This window comes from Bacteroides intestinalis (assembly GCF_003464595.1).
GTDB classification, from domain to species: domain Bacteria; phylum Bacteroidota; class Bacteroidia; order Bacteroidales; family Bacteroidaceae; genus Bacteroides; species Bacteroides intestinalis_A.
The window spans coordinates 1-22,394 of the sequence record NZ_QRZF01000004.1; the positions used below are offsets into that span (position 1 = coordinate 1).

At 42.1% G+C, this 22,394-nt stretch carries 21 protein-coding genes; 8 read left to right on the top strand and 13 right to left on the bottom strand.

What is annotated here, in order from left to right:
• Window positions 1–212 precede the first annotated feature (212 nt).
• The 3 genes from DWW10_RS06805 to DWW10_RS06815 form a co-directional block, all read right to left on the bottom strand.
• Window positions 213–989: a GNAT family N-acetyltransferase gene (locus DWW10_RS06805; protein WP_022392702.1), complete on the bottom strand. Its 777-nt coding sequence runs from the start codon at window positions 987–989 to the stop codon at window positions 213–215.
• A gap of 46 nt (window positions 990–1,035) precedes the next feature.
• A complete protein-coding gene (gene msrB, locus DWW10_RS06810) occupies window positions 1,036–2,025 on the bottom strand; it encodes a peptide-methionine (R)-S-oxide reductase MsrB (protein WP_118421271.1) in 990 nt (329 codons plus the stop codon).
• A 63-nt stretch (window positions 2,026–2,088) separates the two neighbouring features.
• Window positions 2,089–2,862, bottom strand: a complete 774-nt coding sequence (locus DWW10_RS06815; protein ID WP_182021372.1) for a DUF5131 family protein — start codon at window positions 2,860–2,862, stop codon at window positions 2,089–2,091.
• Between the two features lie 194 nt (window positions 2,863–3,056).
• Here DWW10_RS06815 and DWW10_RS06820 point away from each other — a divergent pair, with 194 nt between their 5' ends.
• Entirely contained in the window at window positions 3,057–3,425 is a 369-nt protein-coding gene (locus DWW10_RS06820) for an MmcQ/YjbR family DNA-binding protein (RefSeq protein ID WP_022392699.1), read from the top strand.
• 41 nt (window positions 3,426–3,466) lie between these two features.
• Here DWW10_RS06820 and DWW10_RS06825 read toward each other — a convergent pair whose 3' ends face one another.
• The 5 genes from DWW10_RS06825 to DWW10_RS06845 all read right to left on the bottom strand — a co-directional run bounded on the left by DWW10_RS06825 (window position 3,467) and on the right by DWW10_RS06845 (window position 7,238).
• Complete coding sequence (locus tag DWW10_RS06825) at window positions 3,467–4,792, bottom strand: MATE family efflux transporter (protein WP_022392698.1); 1,326 nt, start codon at window positions 4,790–4,792, stop codon at window positions 3,467–3,469.
• A 61-nt stretch (window positions 4,793–4,853) separates the two neighbouring features.
• Entirely contained in the window at window positions 4,854–5,129 is a 276-nt protein-coding gene (locus DWW10_RS06830) for a putative quinol monooxygenase (RefSeq protein WP_022392697.1), read from the bottom strand.
• Between the two features lie 57 nt (window positions 5,130–5,186).
• Entirely contained in the window at window positions 5,187–5,552 is a 366-nt protein-coding gene (locus DWW10_RS06835) for a VOC family protein (protein WP_118421270.1), read from the bottom strand.
• 94 nt (window positions 5,553–5,646) lie between these two features.
• Window positions 5,647–6,450 (bottom strand): AraC family transcriptional regulator, encoded by an 804-nt coding sequence (locus DWW10_RS06840; RefSeq protein ID WP_022392695.1) that lies wholly within the window; start codon window positions 6,448–6,450, stop codon window positions 5,647–5,649.
• A gap of 83 nt (window positions 6,451–6,533) precedes the next feature.
• On the bottom strand, window positions 6,534–7,238 hold the full coding sequence (locus tag DWW10_RS06845) for a TIGR02757 family protein (RefSeq protein WP_022392694.1): 705 nt from the start codon (window positions 7,236–7,238) through the stop codon (window positions 6,534–6,536).
• 109 nt (window positions 7,239–7,347) lie between these two features.
• On the opposite strand from DWW10_RS06845, the gene DWW10_RS06850 reads away from it, so the two are divergent.
• Together DWW10_RS06850 and DWW10_RS06855 are read left to right on the top strand one after the other, a co-directional pair.
• A complete protein-coding gene (locus DWW10_RS06850; protein ID WP_022210846.1) occupies window positions 7,348–8,208 on the top strand; it encodes an AraC family transcriptional regulator in 861 nt (286 codons plus the stop codon).
• 223 nt (window positions 8,209–8,431) lie between these two features.
• Window positions 8,432–8,854 carry a DUF2867 domain-containing protein gene (locus DWW10_RS06855; RefSeq protein WP_007214881.1) on the top strand — a complete coding sequence of 141 codons (423 nt, stop codon included), beginning with the start codon at window positions 8,432–8,434 and terminating at the stop codon, window positions 8,852–8,854.
• Here DWW10_RS06855 and DWW10_RS06860 read toward each other — a convergent pair.
• A complete protein-coding gene (locus DWW10_RS06860) occupies window positions 8,847–9,701 on the bottom strand; it encodes a DUF6845 domain-containing protein (protein ID WP_022392693.1) in 855 nt (284 codons plus the stop codon). The two genes, DWW10_RS06855 and DWW10_RS06860, sit on opposite strands and share 8 nt — an antisense overlap.
• A gap of 157 nt (window positions 9,702–9,858) precedes the next feature.
• Between DWW10_RS06860 and DWW10_RS06865 the strand changes: the two genes are divergently transcribed.
• Complete coding sequence (locus DWW10_RS06865) at window positions 9,859–10,746, top strand: DMT family transporter (protein WP_007217330.1); 888 nt, start codon at window positions 9,859–9,861, stop codon at window positions 10,744–10,746.
• 3 nt (window positions 10,747–10,749) lie between these two features.
• On the opposite strand, the gene DWW10_RS06870 is transcribed toward DWW10_RS06865, so the two are convergent.
• Window positions 10,750–11,811: an N-acetylmuramoyl-L-alanine amidase family protein gene (locus tag DWW10_RS06870; RefSeq protein WP_022392692.1), complete on the bottom strand. Its 1,062-nt coding sequence runs from the start codon at window positions 11,809–11,811 to the stop codon at window positions 10,750–10,752.
• Window positions 11,812–11,912: 101 nt separating this feature from the next.
• Between DWW10_RS06870 and DWW10_RS06875 the strand changes: the two genes are divergently transcribed.
• Both DWW10_RS06875 and DWW10_RS06880 read left to right on the top strand, forming a co-directional pair.
• On the top strand, window positions 11,913–13,193 hold the full coding sequence (locus DWW10_RS06875; protein ID WP_118421269.1) for an O-acetylhomoserine aminocarboxypropyltransferase/cysteine synthase family protein: 1,281 nt from the start codon (window positions 11,913–11,915) through the stop codon (window positions 13,191–13,193).
• Window positions 13,194–13,299: 106 nt separating this feature from the next.
• Window positions 13,300–14,199, top strand: coding sequence for an OmpA/MotB family protein (locus DWW10_RS06880; RefSeq protein ID WP_022392690.1), 900 nt, complete (start codon window positions 13,300–13,302; stop codon window positions 14,197–14,199).
• A 231-nt stretch (window positions 14,200–14,430) separates the two neighbouring features.
• On the opposite strand, the gene DWW10_RS06885 is transcribed toward DWW10_RS06880, so the two are convergent.
• From DWW10_RS06885 to DWW10_RS06895, 3 genes are all read right to left on the bottom strand, one after another.
• A complete protein-coding gene (locus tag DWW10_RS06885; RefSeq protein WP_022392689.1) occupies window positions 14,431–16,746 on the bottom strand; it encodes an alpha-2-macroglobulin family protein in 2,316 nt (771 codons plus the stop codon).
• Window positions 16,747–16,813: 67 nt separating this feature from the next.
• The gene (locus DWW10_RS06890; protein ID WP_022392688.1) at window positions 16,814–17,185 is read right to left on the bottom strand and encodes a DUF4377 domain-containing protein; all 372 of its coding nucleotides are present in this window, start codon (window positions 17,183–17,185) and stop codon (window positions 16,814–16,816) included.
• A 212-nt stretch (window positions 17,186–17,397) separates the two neighbouring features.
• Window positions 17,398–18,003: a TetR/AcrR family transcriptional regulator gene (locus DWW10_RS06895; protein ID WP_118464220.1), complete on the bottom strand. Its 606-nt coding sequence runs from the start codon at window positions 18,001–18,003 to the stop codon at window positions 17,398–17,400.
• Between the two features lie 342 nt (window positions 18,004–18,345).
• Between DWW10_RS06895 and DWW10_RS06900 the strand changes: the two genes are divergently transcribed.
• Window positions 18,346–20,634 (top strand): NADP-dependent malic enzyme, encoded by a 2,289-nt coding sequence (locus DWW10_RS06900; protein ID WP_022392686.1) that lies wholly within the window; start codon window positions 18,346–18,348, stop codon window positions 20,632–20,634.
• Between the two features lie 360 nt (window positions 20,635–20,994).
• On the top strand, window positions 20,995–22,332 hold the full coding sequence (locus DWW10_RS06915; protein ID WP_007214891.1) for an NADP-specific glutamate dehydrogenase: 1,338 nt from the start codon (window positions 20,995–20,997) through the stop codon (window positions 22,330–22,332).
• Window positions 22,333–22,394: the final 62 nt, after the last annotated feature.

Genomic DNA, 22,394 nt, shown 5'->3' on the forward strand with positions numbered 1-22,394 from the left:
TACGCTCTTCATATTCCACACGTAAACAACTGTGACACTGCAACAAGCACTCCATTGCGCAATTCAAGTCTTCATTCTCTTTCTCAAAACAACATGGAAACCTTTACCACAAAAATACTTTACCTTCCAAATAGGGCTTTTTTAGCCATAATCGTACTATTTGAAAACTGTTTATTTATGATATGATAACATATCGAATGCAAACAATGTTTTTAAAACTCAAAAACGATAGCGCAATGCTTCGTCATAAACCCGCATTTTTCCAACGTTCTTCGCGAAGCGATATTATCAGCGGCACAACCCGCAATGGGAGTATATCCCGCTTTCAAGCATGTTTCCTTCAGATGTGAAATAATGAGCGTAGCATACCCTTGCCTGCGAAATGCCGGATTCACCCACATTCCTACATCAAAAATTTCTTTGTCCGGAAGGACACGGATAAGATATCCACACCCCAGAAGTACTCCATCCTTTTCGTACATAAGTATCATCCGATGCGAAACAGTATAATTCAATTCTTCTGGAGACTCATACAAATCACTGTCATGGGTGAGCAATAACGGAATATCTATTTCTTTTGCTTTACGGACAGTAACTTCCTCAGGCAAAGACATCACTATTTCTTCTGTGAAGAAACGGAATAGATAACCACCTATTTTACTGGACTGACCAAATGCATGGCAGCAAGCCATAAATAAATCATCAAAAGACTTACAGAAAGCACTCTTAATCTGAAACTCTTCCAGCACTCTTCCGAATATTTCTTCCTTCCGGGAAAACAATTTATCAGGCAAATAAAACTCAATCAAATCGCCTTCTTCCGACCGAATGAAATATCCTACTACTCTCCCATCTTGTTCGATACAAAAACACCCCCCTTTTGCAACAAGCCACTCGCAATGCAATTCCTGAGGATAACGCAAAGAGTCCAGATACTGATTCCTCAGATTTAGAAGAGACGCCAGTGATACAGCTTTAAATTCAATCATAATTCCGTTTTTGCTAAAGATACGAAAACTTTCCGGATACGAAACATCACTTTACCAAGTCAATATAATCTCCATATCCTTCCGCCTTCATTTTATCTTTAGGAATAAAGCGCAACGAAGCGCTGTTAATGCAATAGCGTAAACCACCTTTATCCGCCGGACCGTCTGTAAAGACATGTCCTAAGTGGGCATCGCCTGCAGCACTCCGAACCTCTGTACGCACCATGCCATGAGATGTATCCATTTTCTCTTGAATAAGTTTACGGTCAATCGGCTTTGAGAAACTGGGCCAACCACAACCGGAATCAAACTTATCGGTTGAAACAAACAAAGGCTCACCCGTAGTGATGTCTACATAAATGCCGGGACGGTGTTCATCCCAATAATCATTATGAAAAGCCGGCTCGGTTGCATTCTTTTGAGTCACGGCATATTGTTCCGGAGTAAGTTTGGAACGTAAGACCGCATCATCCGGTTTACTATAAGCGGGGGCAGATTTCTTCGGCATTTTAGCCTTACGCGCCAAGTCGAATAACTCAGGATGAATATGGCAGTACCCACCCGGATTTTTATCCAAATAATCCTGATGATAATCTTCTGCCGGATAAAAGTTCTCCAAAGGCTTTATTTCTACTGCCAGCGGACGGGTATAAGTTGCAGCCAAACGGCGTACCGTTTCCTGAATGACCGATAAATCTGCCGGATCGGTATAATAGATACCTGTACGATATTGAGTACCCCTATCGTTACCTTGCTTGTTTACACTGGTAGGATCGATGGTTTTGAAATAAAGATCTATAAGAAAAGGCAGGTCCACTTTCACAGGATCATACTGTACCTTCACGGTTTCTGCAAAATCCGTAGTTCCGGTACATACCTGTTTATAAGTCGGATTGGCAATATTGCCGTTTGCATAACCTACTTGCGTTGCCTCTACGCCATCAATCAGTTTCAGAAAGTGTTCGGTTCCCCAGAAACAGCCTCCTGCCAAATAAATTTCCTTAGTTGATTTCATATCTTCAGCTCTCCAACAAATCTTATATTATTGATATATTGAGTATATAACAATCAAACCGGTAGGATAGTTGAACGCAGGAAACTACAAAATAACATTACCCGTACTCTCTTCTATAAGAGAGGTACGATCCGGCTCATAATTTATTTCTGCCTTACGGGCCTGCGAATGCTGAAACTGCCGGGCCACTTTAAACTCCTTTCCGTCTTTCAGTAAAAAAGAGCCTGTTTGTTTGAACCAGAAGCCTACATTGGCATCTATGCATTGGCGACGAATCTCCAAAACCCAGTCATAATCGCATACACGGGCCTCCCTTCCGGATTCTCCTCCGGCCACAACCTGCTCAACCCATTCACCTAACTCTCCCCTGAAATCTATCCGACTGAGAAGAGGTTCGCAAATAATGATTTTATGCTTTATGGGAGCTGCCTTATAAATAGGCAGGCGATAGTCAATCCGATCCTGATTCTCCATCGTACAACAGATCGTTACATTATCATATCCTTCTCCCCAATCAGGAGGTAAACAATCCTTCAACCGGTCAATGCGTTTAGTGATAAAAAGGAAATGAAGATCTTGCCTCAACCGCATCATCTCCCATGCTTCAGGACGCCACACATCGGCATCTTCTACCAGAAAATCAGAAGTAAAACAAGTATAGACCAGATTACCGGAAGGTATCTTATAAGTTTTGTTTTTCTTTAGTTGTACGGGCAGATTGAACTTTTCCGTCTTTGTTACAACAGAACTATCCTTACCATATTTACCATCCGTACGATAAACATAGCAATGCTGACACCCTGTACTAAACTTATGACAGCCGTGCCAAGGATTCCACATCGACGTCTTTACACCTATTCGCAACATCTGCTTTTATCACTTTTTTCATGTTCTACTCGTGTACCATCACCCGTGGGTATGTTACTTTCACAAAAGTATGCATTGTCCTTATTCCAAGTGGTATTTGAGTTCTTTTTTATGGAACTTTTACATGAGCTTATGAAAAGAAATCGTATTTTTGAGACGGAATAAAATGAAAAAAGGGTAAAGCCATGAATATTGAAGAATATCGGGAATATTGTTTAAGTATCAAAGGAGCAACAGAAAGTTTCCCCTTTGGCGAAAATACCCTTGTCTACAAAATCATGGACAAGATGTTCACTTTTGCTCCATTAAATCCTAAAGAAGGGCGCTTTTGGGCAGACACAAAGTGCGACCCCACTAAGTCGACAGAGTTAATGGAGTTATATAATGGCATTACATTCGGTCCGTTTTCCGACAAGAAACACTGGATTACCATCTATCTGGAGAGCGATGTACCGGATAGTCTGATAAAGGAATTAATCAATCACTCTATAGAGGAAGTAATCAAGAAATTACCTAAAAAGAAACAGCAGGAGTATTGCAATACATTAGAATAGAGAGAAAAAATGAAGAAACTTCTCTTATATCCGAATCGTAATTAAATGCGCTTATTCCAATTCTCCCTTTTCAGATACAGATAAGAGAGCAACAGCAACATGCCCCCATAAATATATTCGCTGGTCCATGCAACAGCCACATCCACTTTCAGATACATAACCATGATAACAACATAAACGACATAAACTGAAATAGTTATCAGCATAATCCTCATGGAGCGGTTTGTATTTCCTGTTCCGGAAACAGCATTGAACAATACTAATCCGGGAGCTGAAAGGAAATACCCCAGTAACATGATGTACGTAGTGGGTAATGCTGCTTGCACCAACTCCTGACTATTGGTATATATCTGCAATAACACGGTAGGGAACAGGGCAGACAGCAATAGAAACGGGATACCTATCATATAAGTTAAACGTATGGCACGTTTACAGGCAAGCCAGATTTCACTCTTCTCTTCACCCCTTCCCAGCAAGTTGCTCACCATGGAGCTTGCAGTATCGGCAAACGCAAAAATAACCATGAAGAAACACGTATTGATGCTCCGCATGATATTAGCTATGGCCAAAGATCGTTCTCCCAAATGCTCTATGGCTATAAAAAACAAAAAACACTGAGACGGGAACAGTATAGACTGAAGCATAGTCCAGCAGGAAATATTCCAAATCCGTTTAAATTCCGCCAGTTTGAAACTGAACTGTTGAAACAATGCATATTTCTTCTTATCTACTTTGAACCAGGTATATGCCACATAAAACAATAGAGAAACCAACTCCGCCAGTGAAGAACCGATTGCTGCACCTGCAATACCTAAAGCCGGGAAACCGAATTTTCCGAATATCAGAATGTAATTGAAAATAATATTACTGAGCACCATCACTATAGAGTTGAGCGTCAGAGTACGTGTCTCCGTAATACCAATATAGAACGCGCGAAACAGGATTGCAATAAAAGAGAAGAAAAGCCCGTACCTTCTCCATTCCAGATAAGAAGCGGCAGCAGTATATACCTGATCGGAAGATATCAAACGACCAAGAATATGTGTTGTGATAAAATCGCACAAGAAAAACATGACGGTAGCCAATGCCAGCAGGAAAAAAGCGCCCTGTATAAAAACTCCACCTATTTCACTATACTTCTGTTCGCCATTTCTACGAGCTATCAGAATCTGTACACCAATACTGAATCCGAAGCCAAGCATATAAATAGCCATATAAAGAACGCCTGCCAATGCAGATGCTCCTAATTCGACTTCACCTACGTGGCCTAAAAAAGCTGTATCCGTAACATTTATCATGTGCTCCATCAGCAGGCTGATAAGAATGGGATACGCAATTATCCAAATTTGCTTATAACTGAAATTCATATATAAAGGATAGAAAGAAAAAGAGGATATACTGCATTGGAGTATATCCTCTTTCCCAATATCAGAAGCTAAACTTCTCTAACTTCATGGAAGCCAATTCCTGTATTTTGGGGACCAATGTAACAAAATGTTCTGCTTTTTCATGAGCAGACAGCGATTCCGCATCTTCCCAGGTTTCGCAAATCATCAGGACATCATTACGGGTAGCGCTTTCGAAAATATCATAGGCAATACAACCTTTGTCTTTCAAAGAAGATGCCACCAGCTCTTTTGCAACTTCCAACACCGCAGCACGGTTACTTTCACTTACTTGAATAAAAACATTCAGTCTAATCATAATTTGTATAATTTAAAAGTGTGCTGCAAATGTAAACAGAAAAATCAGAAATGCTGATTATTTATCTGCATAAATACCGACGCGATTTCCCTCCGTATCAACAAAGACAGCGAAATATCCCCTACCTTCTGCCTCAATCTTTGTTCTGGGAATAACGACTTTCCCGCCTTTTTTCAAAATTGTTTCAAGAGTAGGCTCAATCTCATCTACATTGAAATGAATAAGTACTCCTTTTTCAGAAGGAAGGAAATCAGAAGCATAAGAAACTGCTCCGACAAATTCATCCTCTTCAGTGAAAAATGCCATCTTCTCTTCCTCACATTCGCAAGTCGGAAGTTTCATATTCAACACGGTTTCATAAAAATCGATTGCCCGACGGAAATCAGCAGCAGGAATTTCAAAAAATGCAATTAGTTTTTTCATTTTGTTTTCTTTTTATGGTTATTACTATGCCTTTGCAAAGACAATGCAAAAATAGGGCAAGCTGGCAACCTTCAATAGAAGAAAACAGACATCTTTAAAGAGTGGAAAAATAATCGGAGACAGGAGCACAGACAGATAGGTATTCGGCAGGGGTATAGCCGGAGAAGAGTTTAAACTCCTTGATCATGTGAGATTGATCGGAGAAGCCACACTCATAAGCTACCTGGGCAAAAGGCAACGCCGGATCTTGTTGCAAAGTATAAAGAGCACGCTGCATGCGCACAATACGAAGGAATTCTTTAGGAGTAGTGCCTATATAATCAGCAAATATACGGCCAAACTGCTTGGAACTGAGGCAGGCTACATCAGAAAGCCGTAATGTGCTGACCTGTGGATGGAGGTTTATTTCACTCAAAACCGTAGAAAGTCTTTTCAGATTGTATTCGGAACAGGAAACCAAACGATGGAAGAAAAAGTCTTCAATCAAGTGGATACATTGGTCATTATCCGGAGTATCCACGATTCTCCGGGATAAATCAGAGAGTTCCGTATCTTCCACTTCATCCGTAGAGATATTCTGTCCGAAGAAAAGATGCAGCGGGATTCGCAGGAAAGTCTTTGCCGCATAGGGCTGGAAAACCACTGTTATCATTTCAATCATTCCCGTCGACATAACGTCGGAAAAGCCGAAAGACTGACCGCAAATAAAAGATTGTGGTTGTAATTGTGAATTTTGCAATGATACTAATTGCCTACCCTTATGAAATACCAATTGCATACAGCCAACAGGCAATGTCCGTTCCGACACAGGAGTAAAAGCATCATCCCGTAATATCCAATAATAACGGATATAAGGAGCCAATGCAGGAGCAGGTTTTACGATACGAAAAGTTTGCATACGACAAATATATGATATATCTCATGAATTGCCGCAAAAGTAGACAAAAGGAATGGGGAGAAATAGTAAAAAAGGGACATTCCCTACTTATTATTCACCCCATAGCCAAACAAAGCAAAATCACCGTAACAGGGATCATCCGGAAAGACTTCCGCTAATGCGGCAGTTATCCTTTGTGCATTTTTCAAGGAAAAAGTTTCCGTCTCGGTAAGTTCCAACAATCGGGCTACACGACAGACATGCGTATCCAAAGGGATGATTAAATCCCTGCAATCAAAACTTTCCCAAATTCCAAAGTCAACTTCCGGTCCTTTACGTATCATCCAGCGGAGAAACATATTCAGCTTCTTCTGAGGACTGCGAGAAGATACTTCCAGAAAAGCACAGAGTTTCTCTATTGGTAGTCCGGAATACACTTGGAGCGCCTCTTCCAAACTTTCAAAACGGGAATAAGCAGCATACAAGCGTTCAAAGTAAGAATAAAAATCGGCATACGAAAGCATGCGGTAGAAGCTACGTTTTTCCTCAGCAGGAAAATCTTTCTCCCAACGACGGGAAAGTACATATTGATAAGGAGACGCCCCCATACAATCGTGTAATTCATCAGCTTTCTTCAGAATCTGCTTGCGATTGCCAAAACTCATAATAGCAGTCAGCAGACCGCTGATTTCTATATCCTGTTTCTGCCGGTAACGATGCGGGAATTGTACCGGATCATTTTGAATAAAATCCGCACAATGATAGGTCTTTGCCCACTCCTGTAGTTTCTTTTTTATATCTTTGGTCATTTCTTTAAAATCATGGGGGGTACAAAGATATTGAATTTATAGCAACTTTGGACAAGTCCCCTATTCTATTTACCCTTATTTTTGCATCGTGAAATTCAAAGAAGAACTTATGGAACATAGCAAGAAGACCACGCGTGAAGAGTATCAGAAATGCGTAAATGCAGTAGTAGATTACATCAACCTCCATCTTGGAGAAGAGATTGATCTGAAATCGTTGGCCAAGATTTCTCATTTCTCTCCGTTCTACTTCCATCGCATCATGAAAGCATTTCTGGGCGAGCCGATCGGGACGTTCATAGTCCGGACACGAACAGAATCTGCCGCCCGCCTGTTGCGTTACTCGGATTTGCCTATTGCAGATATCGCTTATCGCATCGGCTATTCCTCACCATCGTCACTGTCGAAAGTATTCAAGCAGTTCTATGGAATTTCACCTAATGAGTATCGTAACAATAAAAACTTTGTAATTATGAAACCAGCAATTATCAGACCCGATTTAGAGTTAAAGAAAGAAATAAGAGAAGTGCCTGCCAGAAATGTAATTTATATCCGCCTGTTCGGAGACTATAAAATGAATGATTACGGAGGCACATGGATGCGTTTGTTCCAATTCATCAAAGAAGAAAAACTGCCGATGGGTGATATGGCCCCTTATTGCATGTACCACGATGATCCCAAAGTGACGCCTGCCGACAAGTTGCGTACCGATGTTTGCATGGTGATGCCTGTAACCGTAACTCCCAAAGGGGATGTCGGCTTCAAGCAATTGCCTGCCGGACGTTATGCAGTGTTTACCTACAAAGGATCTTATGAGTATCTGCAAAGTGTATACGACACGATTTACGGAAAGTTCATTCCCGAAATGGAATGTACGATGAGAGACGAGTCGAGTGCCGAGCGTTATCTGAATGATCCGTGCAATACGAAACCGGAGGATTTGTTGACAGAAATCTTCATTCCAGTAGAATAATCATCTTATATATTGCGGGCAAATAGTCTTTGTCCGCAATATATAACTATTACTTTATCTCTCTTTTCATCGGCACATACTTCAGTCCATTCGTAATCTGCGGTTACTGTTCGCAACAAAGATATCAAATTTCTGGAAATGATGATTAAGACATTCCCATTATTCCATCCGGAAACACTATCTTTGTACAGGACATTTAACTAACCCAACTTTATTCAAAGATATGGAAAGACTTATCGACAAATATCTTCCGGCAGATTATCATGATACATTCATTGTGAAAGCCCAAAAGCCTGCAGAACAGATAATTCCCAAAGAACTAATCAAAAAAATATTCAATCACTCCCCGGCGTGGCTCAATTTTTTAATGAAGGTCAGGAATATTCTGGTAAAACCTTTGGGGCTTGAAACCGGAAAAGTGTTGAAAACAGAAGATTGTATAATAGAAGATACGGAAAATGAGGCTATCATGAGGAAAGATGATAAGCACTTATTGTTTTATGTCTCCATTGCCAAGATAGGAAACGACCTGATAGATATAACAACCGTGGTTCAATATCATAATGCATTAGGAAAGGCTTATTTCTTCTTTATTAAGCCTTTCCATAAAATGATTGTGCCACGTGTAGCGAAAGAACTTATATAATACCCAATCCGTAGCTACTGATTTCCTCAAAGTCCTCATCAGCATATGAGTTCTTCTGACGGGCATCTTGTACTATTTTCAGAAATCCTTCTGTTTTAGACAGGAAATCCTTGAATTTCTCTGATTCTTCCTCGTGTCCTTTTACTACCGGTAGTTTCTCTGCCGCATCCAGCTGAAGTCGCAGTTCCATAATCTTTAAATCCAGGCGGGATTTATCTTCAACATGCTTACGGGCATACAAATTGATAATGCTCTGCATAGTCGTACTCATGCTTTTCATTGCAATGATCTGCTCTTTCACAGGATTTTCTGCCAGAAGAACCCGCTGGGCATTTGAAGCAATCGGGCTCAATATATCAAATATATTCTGCTTACATTCAGACATTACCACGCTCAATTCATAATTATCATTCAGCAAATCGACCATCCCCTCGGTCTTTTTTTCTTTCAGAAGAGACAAGTATTTATTGAAATTAGCATAGAACTGGTTTCTCGACTGAAAAAGCTCCGCATAATTCTGTATCAGGTTCTGTCTGACATCTGCACCGAAGCATTCACCCGGTAGCATCACCTCCGCAGAATCTTTTTTCGAAATGACGGGAGACATGATGTATGAAAACATGGGGACTTCCGTCTTTTGTTCCATATAACCCAATACTGCATTTACATCCCTCTCCTTTACCACATTTTTCAACAGAGCCAATGAGGCGTCGTAATATTTCATCACCTGCCCTGCATCTGCTATTTCTTCAGGAGTATAAGTCACCGTTTCTTTCTTGCTACCTACACATGAGGCAAGCATCAGGACGCTTACCCATACACTTAAAACTAATAAATTCTTTCCCATAAGATTTTTATTTTAAAGTGAACACCAACCAGATTTAACCGGCATTGTGCTAATAACAATATAAAAGCGATTTTGCTCTCAATTATAGTTTTTTCACCTTTGCAATTTGTACTTTTGCACCGGATTTCAAATTCGATCTATAATTTCAATCAGAACTATGGACAACATAAAAGGTTATATATACGCGGCAGCTTCTTCTTCAACATTTGGATTGGCACCTTTTTTCACCATATCCCTGCTATCCTCAGGTTTTTCTTCTTTCGAAGTATTAGCCTATCGGTGGGGAGTCGCATCATTTACACTAATCATATTCGGCATCTTTTTAGGTGAAACATTCTGTATCAACCGGAAGGATTTCGGAACAGTGTTCATATTGAGTCTTTTCCGTGCCGCAACCTCATTGAGCCTGGTCATCGCATACCAGCACATAGCCAGCGGAGTAGCATCAACCATCCACTTCATGTATCCATTGGCTGTTGCCCTCGCCATGATGTTCTTCTTCCGGGAAAAAAAGTCATTCTCAATTCTATTTGCTGTAGTGATTTCGCTGATAGGAGCAGCATTGCTATCATCGGGAGAGATTGACTTTAAAGGAGGCAATACAACCATAGGATTGACCGCTGCTATATGCTCCGTTTTCTTTTACGGCGGATACATTATCGGAGTACGCAAAAGCCGTGCTGTAAACATTCCATCTACAGCACTGACTGCCTATGTTATGGGGCTGGGAGCCTTATTCTTTATTATAGGAGGATGTCTGACGAGCGGCATCCGCCTGACCACAGACGGATATGCATGGCTGAATATTCTCGGATTGGCACTGCCCGCAACAGCCATTTCAAATATAACTTTGGTAAAGGCTATTAAACATATCGGACCCACTCTAACCTCCATCTTCGGAGCCTTGGAACCACTTACTGCCGTAGCCATCGGATGCTGGGTATTCAAAGAAAATTTCACGGTGCACAGTGCTTTAGGCATTCTACTGATACTGTCAGCAGTGACGGTAGTGGTGTGGCATGAAAAGAAAACAGAAAGAAAATAAGGATTATTTGCTCTTCTTATAATCAGTAATGAAACCTTCCATCATCCACTTCGCTAACGCCTGACGATTGGAACTCATAACAAACCGGCGCTGGTCGAAAGTATTCTGAATATTACCCAACTCTACAAACACTCCAGCAGGACTGGAATTGGCCAGCACATACAAATTGCGTGGGCTGACAGTTCCCGAAAAGCCACGGTTAGGTTGGTGGCGGTCGTATTTAGATTCGAAAGTATTCTTCATTGTAGTTGCCAACCGTTTACCATTCACACTTTTGGGAGCATGATAGAAGAATACATCCGTCTGGTGACTTTTACTACGGCTATCTACATGCAAGAAGATGGAACGGCAATACGTATAACTCTTGCGGTCTTTCTGATAAAGCGCATTTATTTTCTCACAACGCTGGCGAAGGCGGGCAACCTGGTTCAGAGGAATAGGAGCACCCATACAAGTTTCACGCTTACTATTATTAAGGTATTGATCGTCACGGATACCGTCTTTGGCATCCTGAATAATAATATAAACTTTAGCGCCTTCCTCCATCAGATTCCGGGCAAGACGGAGAGCGACATCATAGGCATATTCATCCTCATGCAGTTCCACGCTTCCTATCCTGCCAATAGCACCGGGATCAGGGCCACCATGCCCACTCACCACGTAGAAACACGCACCTTTGAGGCGGTTTCCCGTCACTTTAACTTCAGCAAGACTTTTTCCGAAAAGAGGTTCACGAATTGTTTTGTTGCCGGAACGGGCAGAAGAATTTGAAGCAGAAGAGTTTGAAGCAGATGAATTGGATGAAGCAGCCGTATTGCCACTCCCCTTTTTCAGAGGTGGAAGCAAATATTTCACTCCCAGCCGCAACTCCTCTTTACCTCGCAATTGTTTCTTATTCAGTTCCAGGAACTCCTGATAGTACGCTTTTCCGGTACGCCCGTTACGCTGTAGAAAACCAGATATCCCCTCACCGCTTTTCGGCGTAGCCCGCTCTTCCTGGGCCAACGCTTCGTAAGAGAATGACATGCAAAAAAGCAAAATAAGAAAGCAAAATAACTGTTTCATTTTCCATTTATTCATCTTGCGGACAAAAATACAATTATTTTCCCTACTTTTGCGTCCACAAATGCGTTAATTGATAAAAAACTATAAAAACAAATAGCATTATGGCAAAGCAATTTAAACCGGAAACCCTCTGCGTACAAGCAGGATGGACTCCTAAGAAGGGCGAGCCCCGTGTACTCCCCATTTATCAAAGCACCACTTTCAAATATGAAACCAGCGAGCAAATGGCACGCCTCTTTGATCTTGAAGAGAGCGGTTATTTCTATACTCGCTTGCAAAACCCTACCAACGACGCTGTTGCCGCCAAGATAGCTGCTCTTGAAGGCGGTGTTGCCGGTATGCTGACGTCCAGCGGACAAGCTGCCAATTTCTATGCTATATTTAATATCTGCCAGGCAGGCGATCACTTCGTTTGTTCGTCCGCTATCTATGGCGGTACATTCAATCTCTTCGGGGTGACTATGAAGAAATTGGGTATCGAAGTTACTTTCGTTAGTCCGGATGCCAGCGAAGAAGAAATCTCCGCAGCTTTCCGCCCGAATACGAAAGCATTGTTCGGTGAAACCATTTCCAACCCGTCACTGGAAGTATTGGATATTGAAAAATTTGCCCGCATTGCCCATAGTCACGGTGTACCTTTGATTGTAGACAACACCTTCCCGACTCCTATCAACTGCCGCCCGTTTGAATGGGGTGCTGATATCGTAGTACACTCTACGACCAAATATATGGATGGTCATGCCACCAGCGTAGGTGGTTGTATTGTAGACAGCGGCAAGTTCGACTGGGATGCACACGCTGACAAATTCCCCGGACTGTGCACACCGGATGAGTCATACCACGGACTGACTTATACAAAAGCTTTCGGTAAGATGGCTTATATCACTAAGGCTACTGCCCAGTTGATGCGTGACCTCGGCAGCATCCAGTCTCCGCAAAACTCTTTCCTGCTGAATCTCGGTCTGGAAACTCTGCACCTACGCATGCCGCAGCACTGCAAAAATGCACAGGCAGTTGCCGAATACCTTTCTAAAAATGATAAAGTAGCTTGGGTGAACTATTGTGGTCTTCCCGGCAATAAATACTATGAGTTGGCACAGAAGTATATGCCGAACGGTTCTTGCGGGGTTATCTCCTTCGGATTGAAAGGGGGTCGCGAGATTTCTATCAAGTTCATGGACTCACTAAAGTTGGCTGCCATCGTGACCCACGTTGCCGATGCTCGTACCTGCGTGCTGCATCCGGCCAGCCATACACACCGCCAATTGTCGGACGAACAATTACTGGAAGCCGGAGTACGTCCCGACTTGATTCGTTTCTCTGTAGGCATTGAGAATGCAGACGATATCATCGCAGATATTGAGCAGGCTCTGAACGCATAATTTCATAAAGTACCTATAAAACAAATAATATATCCCCGTCTCCGCAACCGGAGTACGGGGATTTTCTTATCTTTGCGCCCAGTAAACATTTAATAAAGAAAGATTTATGAAACGTACAAAATTAGCTGCATCCTTTCTGTTGGTCGCAACTCTATTCCTGACGGGATGTGTGACCAAGAAGGAATTTGTGAATCTTCAAACAGATTATAACAAACTGAAAGACGAAAAGTCTGCTCTCGACAAGTCATATCAGGACGCACAAATCCAGCTTGCCGAATACCGCACACAATCTAAAAGTTTGGAGGATCGTCTAAGCGAAGCCCGAAAAAATAATCAGGAATTGCGTAACAGTTACGCTACCCTGCAAGGATCGCTCGACAAGAGCCTCCAGCAGAACTCACAAGGCAATATCAACATCTCTAAACTGGTAGATGAAATAAATGCCTCCAACCGCTACATCAAGCAATTAGTGGATGCCAAGAGCAAGTCGGACTCACTGAACGTTATGCTGACCAACAATCTGACCCGCTCCCTGAGCCGCGAGGAATTGAAAGAAGTAGATGTGAAAGTACTGAAAGGTGTGGTTTACATCTCTTTAGCAGACAATATGCTCTACAAGAGCGGCAGTTACGAAATCAACGAACGCGCCGGCGAAACGTTGAGCAAGATTGCCAAGATTATCACCGACTACAAAGATTACGAAGTACTCGTAGAGGGTAATACGGACAACGTGCCCATCTCACGTACCAATATCCGCAATAACTGGGATTTGAGTGCCTTACGTGCCTCATCTGTAGTACAAGAATTGCAGAATAAATATGGTGTTGACCCTAAACGCCTTTCTGCTGCCGGACGTGGTGAGTACAATCCTATCACAGACAATGATTCCGAACTGGGCAAACAACGCAACCGCCGTACACAAATCATTGTTACACCTCGACTCGACCAGTTCCTGGAGTTGATAGATAAGGCTCCGGAAGCTGAAGGAGAAAAAGAAGGAGAATAAGGACATTGATATATAATTAAAAGAATAACAGAATCATTTAGTTTTTTAAATGATTCTGTTATTCTTTTATAGCTTTATGTTCTCCCACAAAATCATCAATAAAACTGCGCATATTCTTCGGAATATCGTACAAATACTTTCTTAAACTACGTTGCCCTATACAAAAGTTGTTTTGATTGTTCTACATCTTCTATAAAAAAGGGCTTGGATGGTTGTATAACCCTTTTACTCTTAATTAGTTATATTCCTAACCACCCTAAACTCACACTTTCCTGTTCCAAGCAATCCCGCTCCGTCCGTTCCCTCCACTACACCTATGAACTCGGTATTAATATCCGAGCAATAGAATGAAATAGTCGCTTCGCCTTTCTCGTCAGTATCAATAGAAGGTTGCCACAGTAGAGTATTCCGGGCATCCGGCGTAGATAGCTGCATATCTATTTCATCCGGCTGGTAGAACTCACGGGCAGCATAGTAACCTTTGGTGCGGTAAAGGTTATTCATGTGCAATAACTCTTCTTCCGAATAGGTTTCACCATGATAAGTAACTAATTGTTCATCTTCAACAGAAAAAGCGTTACCACCTAAATGCTTAAATTTAACTATATAATATTTTTCCCCCTCAATCGGCTTGCTTCTTTTATCAGCGGAAATACTGCACGGCTTCCAGTATGGATGTGCATCATATCCCGGTTTGTAGTTCTGCAAATAACCACACCCACAGACATAAGCACTTCCTAAATTTGCTTGTGCCAAACTATCCAATCTCCCCATGAACTTATCGCGGAACGGTTTGCGAGCTTTTCGGGTAACAACCACTTCATCCAGTAGGATTGTGCTGTCATTGCTCACCACCGGCATATCAAGAACCTGCTGCTTTATTGCTTGCGATAAATCCATGATCGGATAACAGGACGGCTTGTTTTTTCTGATACTGTCTATCAGCGGAAAATAATCTGTTATTTCCAGTTTCGGTTTAAACTCTTTTGATAACATCGGTTTCAGATACACATATCCCCCTCGAATCTCCTTCATCATATTTGTACCGACTTTGAAGCATCCCGTCAAATCAGCCCAGACAAACGCCGAGTTTCCTTTCGCACCCGACACCTGAATCAGTTGCTCCGTGCTTTGTGTTTCCTTGCTTTTCTTCTTGTTTTTTACCGTTTGAGTACCCGATATTTCATCCGTCAGGAATATCCCGCCATGATATGGTGAACGTCCAAACCTCCACACATACCGCCTCCAACCTTGTGTCAACAGCAATAAGTCCATTGCTTCCATCCGGTCTTTATTCTCTTCATTGAAATAATAAGCCGGATTATGGATAATCCCCCGTATCTGGGAGGTAAGATAGCAATGCGTAAGGATATTTGCAGGATCAGCCGGATTCACATATGTTTTGTCGAATACGCTGATACCCAGATTTGCCTGCATCGGCTTGCCATCATCATCCGTCACCTTTATTTTCAGCGTAGCCTTTTCACGAAGTACATAATTGTCCTTATCCAGTTCGATACTGATATTCAGTCTCTTTTCCGGGTGAACATATACCAAACGTTCCGCTATGGGCTGCATTGTACCGTCAAACAATGTAAATTCCGCAATCCCCTGATATGGAAATTCCATTGCAGGAATCTTTATTCTCAGGCTATTCTTCAACTTCCCTTTTGCCACGCAGCAGACTACTCCCCGCATTTGCCCCAACAGATAAACGTCCTGTTCAGGTAACCCTTCTGTTTGGGAAATCACAAACTCCATCCGTTCCTTATTGTGCTTCAATAACTGGAATGACATACCTTGTGAATAAATCTCTGGTAGAGAGTAACTCTTTCCATCTTTCAGTTCTATCCGGTAATTCCTGCCGACGGAAGGAGTAAAAGATAAGAGCCCCATCCCGTCATGGCTGCTTTTGAACGTTGTGGCAGGATTTTCATCTATATACAACGTTCCTTCCACATCTACCGGATAACCGTTGCCGTCCGTTGCCTTAAAAGCCAAACGGGAAGGTAACCCGGCAACCAAATTTCCACCTTCGGGAAAAAGGTCGAATCTCAATTCCCTTTTTTTTCTTTTCTCCGCTTGTCCGCTGTCATGGGCGATATTCTTAACCACCTTGATATTTCGTGCCACCAGCATTTCCGTCGTGTCATTGAAAAACGAGTGCCGGGTATATGCTTCCAGAGAAAAATTCCCTTCCACCAGCTTTTCATCCATGTACACGTGACCGTCCGCAATCCCGTTCTCGATAGGATATTTCTCCCGCCATACCACACTGTCTTTAGCGTCCATCATTTGCAGGTACAGCGTTTTGCTGCGGTCAGACAATCCGAAAGACTGCGCATCCAGCCCGTAGGCTTTGAACCACAAATCTTCCCCTGTTTCATAGATACCCTTGTTTGTTTGCAGATACACAAGTTCCGACGGATGCCCCGCCAATCCTTCGCTTACAGACGTGAACAGCATATCTACATTATTTTGGGCAAACAAAATCTGTGTGCAACAAAGAATGAGCAATACTAAAAAAAAATGATATATTCTTTTCATGGTTGTAATCTTATCATTGACTTAAATTCGACAAACATAACTTTAGACTTATATAATGCTAATAGCCTTAACGTGTCGGTCTATCCTTTGAAACAACTTTTATCAATTCGTATTTAAGATTACTGCCGTCCATTGGCGGATTAGCCAATATTATTTTCTTTACTTCAAGCACATATTCATATCCTTTCTCATATTCGAATCCATCTATTCCGCTAAAGGGAATAACAGCCCAGTCCATATTTTCCTTTTCTCTAACCTTCATTCCTTCTTTTTTAATATCGAGATCATAAACAGGAAAATACTCGCCTGTTTCCGCAGAAACATACATTTTTATGTTTTCAATCTTATCCTTAGTTTCATCGTCATTTAGGCATGAAGTCATACAAACCATGCAGAAAGAAAAAAACAATACAACTTTAAACGACGCCCTTAGTTTCATAATTTTATTTATTTAGTCGATATGATAGCTCCCTTTCAGATATGAACACCCGTTAGCAATCATTCTATAAAATAGCTAATGGTTGAATGTCTGATAGCATCGCAAATATATGAAAAAAACTTTTTCTAATGATCATTAGAAAAAGTTTTTTTTCCCACATACTAAATATAAATCAAAGGGTTATTTAATGCAGGTATTGAATAGAAGAAATCTCATCGAACAAGCAGACTGTATGTATATTGTAAGTTTTCTAATAATTTTTGAGTATCAAGTCCCACTGTAAAAGACATTTCAAAAGCCAATCCCCAATATATCTGCCGAAATATGGATGCAGTCTTCTCAACATCCACACCCGAATATATCTCTCCTGTTTCTTTAGCATTTGTAATAATCTGTCGCCATAAATCATATTCCTTTTCAAACATTTCATTGATTTTTGCATCAAACTCCGGATAATATCGGCTTGCTTGTATCAAGAAATGATAGTTATTGCGTGAGCATTCCTGCAAAGTCAGATTATCATCACAAAATACCCTCAGCTTTTTCATAGTTTGCTCTATACCTTCTACATATTGTACTATAAAGTCTTTCAGTGTGGTTGCAGTTACTTTAAATTTATTTTCGGGACTATGTGTTTGTAATACGAACTTATCCACAACAGCCTTGAATATAGCTTCTTTATTCGGATAATAGTAAGACATACCTGCCCCCGTCATTCCCGTTACTTGGGCTAACTTTGTGAAACTTGCTTTCTCATAATTCATGCACATAAACAAGCGGAAGGCATCTTGCAAAAATTTCTCTTGATTGAATTTCATATAGCAATAATAATGATTTTCTAAGGCGAAGATAGTTAAAAAATAAAAGTAACTATCCAATCATACACTTTTTATGCAATTCTGGACAGTTGTATTATCCTACTTTTTTGCCCTATAAATCATTTGATTAACATCACATCCTCAATCTCTTTTTTCCGTTCTTGCCAGATAGCGGAGAAAGAATTATCAGCATTTAGTTCAATTCTACACCATTTCAAATTAATCCTGTCAATAAGTACTATTTAATAGTTTTTATTGCACACAGACTTACACTTTATCACATTTATTCCTACCTTTGCGGCAAAATTATAACTTTTAACTAACAACTCATAATCAACTACCATGGCTAAGATAACTAAAGAAGCTGCCTTGCTGTATCACTCACAAGGCAAACCAGGTAAGATAGAAGTAGTGCCTACCAAGCCCTACAGTACCCAAACCGATCTTTCGCTTGCTTACTCTCCCGGTGTGGCGGAGCCGTGCCTCGAAATAGAAAAGAATCCGCAGGATGCTTATAAATATACAGCGAAAGGAAACTTGGTTGCTGTAATCTCCAACGGTACTGCCGTACTCGGTCTTGGCGACATAGGTGCGTTGAGCGGTAAGCCCGTAATGGAAGGTAAAGGACTTCTGTTCAAGATTTATGCCGGCATCGACGTATTCGATATTGAAGTAAACGAAAAAGATCCCGAAAAATTCATCGAAGCTGTAAAGGCCATTGCTCCTACCTTCGGTGGCATCAACCTGGAAGATATCAAAGCACCTGAGTGCTTCGAAATAGAACGTCGTTTGAAAGAAGAGCTCGATATCCCTGTGATGCACGATGACCAGCATGGTACGGCCATCATCTCCAGTGCCGGACTTGTGAACGCTTTGCAGGTAGCAGGCAAGAAAATCGAAGATGTAAAAATCGTTGTGAATGGTGCCGGTGCATCTGCCGTATCTTGTACAAAACTGTATGTTTCACTGGGTGCCCGCCTGGAAAACATCGTGATGCTGGATAGTAAAGGTGTAATCAGCAAAGCACGTACCGATCTCAACGAACAGAAACGTTACTTCGCTACCGACCGCACAGATATCCACACTTTGGAAGAAGCCATCAAAGGTGCCGACGTATTCCTGGGATTATCCAAAGGAAACGTTCTGTCGCAGGACATGGTACGCAGCATGGCTCCGTCTCCTATCGTTTTCGCACTGGCCAATCCTACACCGGAAATCTCTTATGAAGATGCCATGTCAGCACGTCCCGATGTACTGATGGCAACCGGACGGTCGGACTATCCGAACCAAATTAATAATGTAATCGGTTTCCCCTATATCTTCCGCGGTGCCTTGGATACTCAGGCCAAAGCCATCAACGAAGAAATGAAGATTGCCGCCGTACATGCCATTGCCAACTTGGCAAAACAGCCTGTACCCGATGTTGTGAACGAGGCTTATCATGTTAACAACTTTAGTTTCGGTCCGGAATACTTCATCCCGAAACCAGTTGACCCGCGTCTTATCACTGAAGTTTCCTGCGCCGTAGCCAAGGCTGCTATGGAAAGCGGTGTAGCCCGTAAAAACATTGAAGACTGGGATGCTTACTGCGTACAGCTACGCGAACTGATGGGTTACGAAAGCAAACTGACCCGCCAGCTTTACGACACCGCCCGTCGCAATCCGCAACGCGTGGTATTTGCCGAAGGTTCTCACCCCAATATGCTGAAAGCCGCTGTAGAAGCCAAAGCCGAAGGTATCTGTCATCCAATTGTATTAGGTAACGATGAAACCATCGAAAAACTGGCAAAAGAACTCGACCTCAGCCTGGAAGGCATCGAAATCGTCAACCTGCGCCATCCGAACGAAGCCTCACGCCGTGAACGCTACGCCCGCATTCTTTCCGAAAAGCGCGCCCGTCAAGGTGCTACCTACGAGGAAGCCAACGATAAGATGTTCGAACGCAATTACTTCGGTATGATGATGGTGGAAACAGGCGATGCAGATGCATTTATCACCGGTCTTTATACCAAATACAGCAATACGATCAAAGTTGCCAAAGAAGTTATCGGCATACAACCGCAATACAAGCATTTCGGTACGATGCACATCCTGAACTCCAAGAAAGGTACCTACTTCCTGGCTGATACACTAATCAACCGTCATCCCAATGCCGAAACATTGATTGACATAGCCAAACTGTCAGAGCATACCGTACGTTTCTTCAACCATACTCCGGTAATGGCCATGTTAAGTTACTCCAACTTCGGTGCAGACACCGAAGGTAGTCCGGTAAGTGTACACGAAGCCGTGGAATATATGCAGCAGAACTATCCTGATCTTGCCATTGACGGTGAAATGCAGGTGAACTTTGCCATGGACCGCAAGATGCGTGACGCCAAGTATCCATTCACCCGTCTGAAAGGTAAAGATGTGAATACCCTTGTATTCCCGAACCTCAGCTCTGCCAACTCTGCATACAAACTGTTGCAAGCTATGAATACGGAAATGGAGCTAATCGGCCCGATACAAATGGGATTGAATAAGCCTATCCACTTCACCGACTTCGAAAGCTCCGTACGCGACATTGTGAACATCACCGCAGTAGCAGTCATCGACGCCATCGTGGATAAAAAGAAAGCTGGTAAATGAGACGCCCGTTATCGAAATCACAAAGTGTTTGCATAGTGTTGCTTTGGGCAGCACTTTGCTACATAGTCCTAACAACTGCCGAACGAATTGACGGTCCAGTCATCATGACACTTGTCATTTCGGCAGCGTTAGTATTCATTCCGGTAATAAAATCATTAAAGAGAGGATAAATAATATCTTTTTATTCCTTTTTGCGGGATAAAACAATATTTTTGTTGTTTTATCCCGCATTTTCTTTATAAATTGTTTGTTTGTCTCATTTTTATGTGTACTTTTGCAACCGCAACAGAGAAAAAACAATCTAAAGAATACTTTGTTAAGACAATTATATTTAGTAGCAACCAATAAAAGAAATAGATTATGAATGCAGCTAAGGTATTAGAAGATTTGAAAAGACGGTTCCCCAACGAACCAGAGTATCATCAAGCAGTGGAAGAAGTACTTTCTACAATTGAAGAAGAGTACAACAAACACCCGGAATTTGACAAAGTCAATCTAATTGAGCGTCTTTGCATCCCCGATCGTGTTTATCAATTCCGCGTGACTTGGATGGACGATAAGGGTAACATCCAGACAAACATGGGTTATCGCGTTCAACACAACAACGCTATCGGTCCGTACAAAGGTGGTATCCGTTTCCACGCATCTGTGAACCTCTCAATCCTGAAGTTCCTCGCATTCGAACAAACCTTCAAAAACTCTCTGACTACTCTGCCTATGGGTGGTGGTAAAGGTGGTTCCGACTTCTCTCCGCGTGGCAAGTCTAATGCTGAAGTAATGCGTTTCGTACAAGCATTCATGCTGGAACTGTGGCGTCATATTGGTCCTGAGACTGACGTTCCTGCCGGTGACATCGGTGTAGGTGGTCGTGAAGTAGGTTTCATGTTCGGTATGTACAAGAAGCTGACTCATGAATTCACAGGTACATTCACTGGCAAAGGTCGCGAATTCGGTGGTTCACTGATTCGTCCTGAGGCTACAGGTTACGGTAACATCTACTTCCTGATGGAAATGCTGAAATCTAAAGGTACTGACCTGAAAGGCAAGACTTGCCTGATCTCCGGTTCTGGTAACGTAGCTCAATACACTGCTGAAAAAGTATTGGAACTGGGTGGTAAAGTACTCACCATGTCTGACTCTGACGGTTATGTTTACGACCCGGCAGGTATCGACCGCGAAAAACTGGACTACATCATGGAACTGAAGAATCTCTACCGTGGACGTATCCGCGAGTATGCAGAACAATATCCGGGTGTGAAATATGTAGAAGGAGCTAAGCCTTGGGGTGAAAAAGCTGACATCGCTCTGCCTTCTGCAACTCAGAATGAACTGAACGGTGACCACGCTCGCCAATTAGTTGCCAATGGTGTAATGGCAGTATCCGAAGGTGCTAACATGCCTTCTACTCCGGAAGCTATCAAAGTATTCCAGGATGCCAAGATTCTGTATGCTCCGGGTAAGGCAGCCAATGCAGGTGGTGTATCAGTATCCGGTCTGGAAATGACTCAAAACTCTATCAAACTGAGCTGGAGCGCAGAAGAAGTAGACGAGAAACTGAAGAGCATCATGAAGAACATTCACGAAGCTTGCGTACAGTATGGTACTGAAGCTGACGGTTATGTGAACTACGTGAAGGGCGCTAACGTTGCCGGATTCATGAAGGTAGCGAAAGCAATGATGGCACAAGGTATTGTGTAAGAAGCTATAGTTGTTATATATGAATAAAGGCGGAAAGTTCTTATGACTTTCCGCCTTTATTG

Excerpts from the sequence above, each read along its gene's own strand:
- DWW10_RS06805 (WP_022392702.1), bottom strand. The coding sequence starts at position 989 with ATGATTGAATTTAAAGCTGTATCACTGGCGTCTCTTCTAAATCTGAGG.
- DWW10_RS06820 (WP_022392699.1), top strand. The coding sequence starts at position 3,057 with ATGAATATTGAAGAATATCGGGAATATTGTTTAAGTATCAAAGGAGCA.
- DWW10_RS06825 (WP_022392698.1), bottom strand. The coding sequence starts at position 4,792 with ATGAATTTCAGTTATAAGCAAATTTGGATAATTGCGTATCCCATTCTT.
- DWW10_RS06830 (WP_022392697.1), bottom strand. The coding sequence starts at position 5,129 with ATGATTAGACTGAATGTTTTTATTCAAGTAAGTGAAAGTAACCGTGCT.
- DWW10_RS06835 (WP_118421270.1), bottom strand. The coding sequence starts at position 5,552 with ATGAAAAAACTAATTGCATTTTTTGAAATTCCTGCTGCTGATTTCCGT.
- DWW10_RS06840 (WP_022392695.1), bottom strand. The coding sequence starts at position 6,450 with ATGCAAACTTTTCGTATCGTAAAACCTGCTCCTGCATTGGCTCCTTAT.
- DWW10_RS06845 (WP_022392694.1), bottom strand. The coding sequence starts at position 7,238 with ATGACCAAAGATATAAAAAAGAAACTACAGGAGTGGGCAAAGACCTAT.
- DWW10_RS06850 (WP_022210846.1), top strand. The coding sequence starts at position 7,348 with ATGGAACATAGCAAGAAGACCACGCGTGAAGAGTATCAGAAATGCGTA.
- DWW10_RS06855 (WP_007214881.1), top strand. The coding sequence starts at position 8,432 with ATGGAAAGACTTATCGACAAATATCTTCCGGCAGATTATCATGATACA.
- DWW10_RS06860 (WP_022392693.1), bottom strand. The coding sequence starts at position 9,701 with ATGGGAAAGAATTTATTAGTTTTAAGTGTATGGGTAAGCGTCCTGATG.
- DWW10_RS06865 (WP_007217330.1), top strand. The coding sequence starts at position 9,859 with ATGGACAACATAAAAGGTTATATATACGCGGCAGCTTCTTCTTCAACA.
- DWW10_RS06870 (WP_022392692.1), bottom strand. The coding sequence starts at position 11,811 with ATGAAACAGTTATTTTGCTTTCTTATTTTGCTTTTTTGCATGTCATTC.
- DWW10_RS06875 (WP_118421269.1), top strand. The coding sequence starts at position 11,913 with ATGGCAAAGCAATTTAAACCGGAAACCCTCTGCGTACAAGCAGGATGG.
- DWW10_RS06880 (WP_022392690.1), top strand. The coding sequence starts at position 13,300 with ATGAAACGTACAAAATTAGCTGCATCCTTTCTGTTGGTCGCAACTCTA.
- DWW10_RS06885 (WP_022392689.1), bottom strand. The coding sequence starts at position 16,746 with ATGAAAAGAATATATCATTTTTTTTTAGTATTGCTCATTCTTTGTTGC.
- DWW10_RS06890 (WP_022392688.1), bottom strand. The coding sequence starts at position 17,185 with ATGAAACTAAGGGCGTCGTTTAAAGTTGTATTGTTTTTTTCTTTCTGC.
- DWW10_RS06895 (WP_118464220.1), bottom strand. The coding sequence starts at position 18,003 with ATGAAATTCAATCAAGAGAAATTTTTGCAAGATGCCTTCCGCTTGTTT.
- DWW10_RS06900 (WP_022392686.1), top strand. The coding sequence starts at position 18,346 with ATGGCTAAGATAACTAAAGAAGCTGCCTTGCTGTATCACTCACAAGGC.
- DWW10_RS06915 (WP_007214891.1), top strand. The coding sequence starts at position 20,995 with ATGAATGCAGCTAAGGTATTAGAAGATTTGAAAAGACGGTTCCCCAAC.